Source organism: uncultured Parabacteroides sp., assembly GCF_905196875.1.
Classification (GTDB): domain Bacteria; phylum Bacteroidota; class Bacteroidia; order Bacteroidales; family Tannerellaceae; genus Parabacteroides.
This window is the reverse complement of record NZ_CAJJWO010000131.1, coordinates 1-3,240: the sequence shown is the minus strand read 5'-3', so window position 1 is coordinate 3,240 and position 3,240 is coordinate 1. Positions and strand designations below refer to the sequence as shown.

At 45.5% G+C, this 3,240-nt stretch carries 6 protein-coding genes; all 6 read right to left on the bottom strand.

Annotated elements, in window-relative coordinates:
* Nucleotides 1–71: 71 nt before the first annotated feature.
* On the bottom strand, nt 72–518 hold the full coding sequence (locus QZ076_RS21875; protein ID WP_293717227.1) for an HU family DNA-binding protein: 447 nt from the start codon (nt 516–518) through the stop codon (nt 72–74).
* A gap of 167 nt (nt 519–685) precedes the next feature.
* Complete coding sequence (locus QZ076_RS21870) at nt 686–952, bottom strand: hypothetical protein (RefSeq protein WP_293717226.1); 267 nt, start codon at nt 950–952, stop codon at nt 686–688.
* Nucleotides 953–1,233: 281 nt separating this feature from the next.
* Entirely contained in the window at nt 1,234–1,515 is a 282-nt protein-coding gene (locus QZ076_RS21865; RefSeq protein ID WP_293717225.1) for an HU family DNA-binding protein, read from the bottom strand.
* Complete coding sequence (locus QZ076_RS21860) at nt 1,512–2,444, bottom strand: hypothetical protein (protein ID WP_293717224.1); 933 nt, start codon at nt 2,442–2,444, stop codon at nt 1,512–1,514. The genes QZ076_RS21865 and QZ076_RS21860 overlap by 4 nt, the downstream gene beginning before the upstream one ends.
* Before the next feature lie 41 nt (nt 2,445–2,485).
* Nucleotides 2,486–2,626, bottom strand: a complete 141-nt coding sequence (locus QZ076_RS21855) for a hypothetical protein (protein ID WP_293717223.1) — start codon at nt 2,624–2,626, stop codon at nt 2,486–2,488.
* 124 nt (nt 2,627–2,750) lie between these two features.
* On the bottom strand, nt 2,751–3,240 hold a 490-nt coding region (locus QZ076_RS21850; protein WP_293717222.1), incomplete at its 5' end, for a tyrosine-type recombinase/integrase.

Genomic DNA, 3,240 nt, shown 5'->3' with positions numbered 1-3,240 from the left:
AGAAGAACAATCCCGCTCAATGTGAGCAGGATTGCAATAATCAACTGAACCGTCAACCGTTTCATGACTCACTACTCGATCACCGGTCTGTCGTCTTCTCCACCGCCTTCACCCTCGTTCTTTTTCTCCAACGATATCTTTTCGAAGCTCGTACGGCTTTTGGCTACACGCAAGTCTTTGCCTGGGAAGAAACGAACTTTCGGTTCGCGGATCAAACCCGTTGTAAAACTCTTTTCATGCACCACTCCTTCCGAACCGAAGTTATAGCGAAAATGGCCCAGATCCCCGAAATGTACTCTTCGCCCATGCTGCAAATGGCGAACCAGGATAACCACTGAGCGGTCGATCACCGCCTTCACACCGGCACTACCTACACCGGAGCTATCGGCAATTTCCTCGATAAACTCTTCGAAAGGAACATAATCGCCACACACCATCTGTGCATAGATTTTCTCCGGCACATCTTTCTGATCCGGACCCAGATTCTTTCTTGTCACCAACTTAAACTTCATTGCCATAATAAATAATGTATTAGTTAATACCCGTTATTGAAACACATAACAAATATAGGATAACAGAGAAAGTACCTTTCTGCGATTATAAAGGGAAGCTTGTCTCGCGTCAAGCACGGGAACGGGATACTTATCCCTTTATTATCGAAGTCCTCTTCCCCGATTCTTTATGCTTATTTCACCTGCGGCTCGCGTGTACCCGGCTCATTGGTGACAGGCGTTTTGTCTTTCAGCATATTAAGGTCGGTGGCAGTAAGGATTCTCTTACGGAGCTTATCGCCGAAGTACTCGATGTTATAATCGTAGGAAAAAGAAAGCCGGAGAGAGAAAGCCAGATGGACAAAGGAAGCCTCATGGTTGAACGCCCTCCCTTCCATCAGATCGATAAAACGCTGGATGATATCCGGTTCTTGCAACTCGAACCGTAGCTCACCCAACACGGTATGTTCCAGCAAATAATCGATTGACCGCTGCCAGTCGCGAGTAAGGAAATCAGTCAGGAACGTTTTGTAATCTACTGTCAGATAATCCCATTCTTATAGGCAAGTTGCCGGTAATACAAACGTCTGACAGGGGGTAATTCACTTAGTAAGGTTTCAAACTTACTTACTGATGGCTTCTTTTTGCCGAACAATGCCTTTAATTCATCGTACATAGTAGTATATTGTTACAGGTAGGGTAAATTCCCTGACCTGCCCCGCTACTATGTACGATTACTGCATCATTTCTTTTTATTCAATGCTTCCAGCAAGAGTTTCCCAGGGTGGAATTTGATGCTGATGCGTGGATGGATGGAGACAGATTCCCCTGTCCAGGGGTTACGACCCTGGCGTAATGTCTGATGCCAGGGCTTAAATACACCGAAACCTTGCAGATTGATCGACTGTCCCTGTGACAGTTGTTCTGTTAAGACTTCCATAAACATATCCAGCAATTCGGTGGCTTCGCACTGGGTACAGCCGCGTACTTGCTTGATAGCATGTGCAAGCTCATTCTTATTCATCGCTTATCCGCCATCAGTTCATATACTTCACGATATTGCTCCGTACCCGGACGGTATATCGCCGCGATTCGCAACAATTCTTCCTGCGACAACTTCTTAGGGGCGGTGTATACCCGCGTTGCCAGTTCGTCCAATTCGGTAGAGCCTTGTTCGATGGCCTTTGCTGCCGGCATTTCACCTGTTACGGTTAACTCGATACGGCGCAGACGGGCAAAGAACGTTTTCTCCAAATCTTTATAAACGGCTCCTTTCTCCAGGTTGCGTAATTGCTTGCGACGGTCGTCGGCTTCGGCAGTGTCGTTCAGGATAGCGAGTACCTGACGGGTATAGGTTTTGCCTGATGCGGCCACTTCGCGACGTAACCCTTCCCAGTCTTCACCTGCCCAATCGACCATGACTGTTCCATCGTTGGGTAGTTTATACTGTTTCAACAGATAATTTTTAAACTGGATCGTCCGATTTCCCGCCAGTTGTTCGTTCTCCCGGGTACTGCCGTCGGGCGAAGCATAGCCGGTCAGGTGGATACAAACCCTTTTTGGAGAAGCCAGTAATGGACGAAGCCTGTCATTTAATTTTTCCAGTTCGGCACGGTTATTCCCGTATTTGGAATTTAACGCGACACTACCCGCCGGATAGTCGATAAACGCGGTAAGCCGTTCGGCTACACTTTGCGAAGCATTCTCTTCTGCAGGGTCCGTATAGACCTGCATTTCGCGGTAGACAGCTGCCGCATCTATCCGCATCAACGGGATTTTGACATTCCGAATATCCAGATTTTCCGGTTGGCTTACCTTCGCCATTTCCTGTTCGAGCGGGATAACCACCTGATCGGGTATAATATCCTCAGAAGTCATTTGCCGGGGACTACCGCAAGAAATCAATAGGACGCCGACACTCAGCCATCCTTGTAAGAGTTGTTGTTTGTTCATATTGTTATATTTTTAATCATATCGGATAACTATATCATTATTTATTCTATTTCACACAACGACCAGTTAGAACCTTCCAGAAAAGAATACAGGAATGAACTTGTCCGGATATAATTTTGTTCAATCAGATCCGGTACACAAAGCAGATAAAAGAACACAATCAGTAATGTCGTTTTTCTCATTATTTTTAAATACAGATATCTCTTTTCCATTAACAGCGTCATATTATAATATTCCCCTTTATCGATTATGATATTTAACTTTTCCTTAAATTCTCTACCCTTATTATATAAATAAGGGTAATACTCATCCTCTTATCAGAGATTCTATTTTTTCAGTAACTTGTTTATTTGCTTCTGCCAGTTTATCGAGTTTGAAATCCGATAGATAATTGCGCGTCATCTCTTCCGTAGTGTGTCCCAGCACCTGACTGATAAGACCTATCTCCATGTGATTATGATAAGCCTCCGATGCCCAGGTATGGCGGAAGACGTAGGTAGTCAGTGTCCCATCCCATTCCAAAAGTAAACGGATCTCCTCCAGATATTGGTTTTGCCGGGCCAGGCAATATTTATACTGTTCGTGTGTAGCCCCCTCAGGTAAGAGTGGAAAAAGATACGTTGCATCCGGATGGCTGTACCGGTCTATCAGACATTGCATTCCCGGACTCACCTCCATCCGAATCAGCGTTCCGGTTTTCTGTCGGTGGTAAGATAATACCTTCCCGTTGTCACTGAGATTCTCCCGTGTCAAATGCACCAGATCCACAAAAGGCATTCCGCATGCCATAAAGGAG

Coding starts and splice junctions, on each gene's coding strand:
- QZ076_RS21865 (WP_293717225.1), bottom strand. CDS start 1,515: ATGAATAAGAATGAGCTTGCACATGCTATCAAGCAAGTACGCGGCTGT.
- QZ076_RS21875 (WP_293717227.1), bottom strand. CDS start 518: ATGGCAATGAAGTTTAAGTTGGTGACAAGAAAGAATCTGGGTCCGGAT.
- QZ076_RS21860 (WP_293717224.1), bottom strand. CDS start 2,444: ATGAACAAACAACAACTCTTACAAGGATGGCTGAGTGTCGGCGTCCTA.
- QZ076_RS21855 (WP_293717223.1), bottom strand. CDS start 2,626: ATGAGAAAAACGACATTACTGATTGTGTTCTTTTATCTGCTTTGTGTA.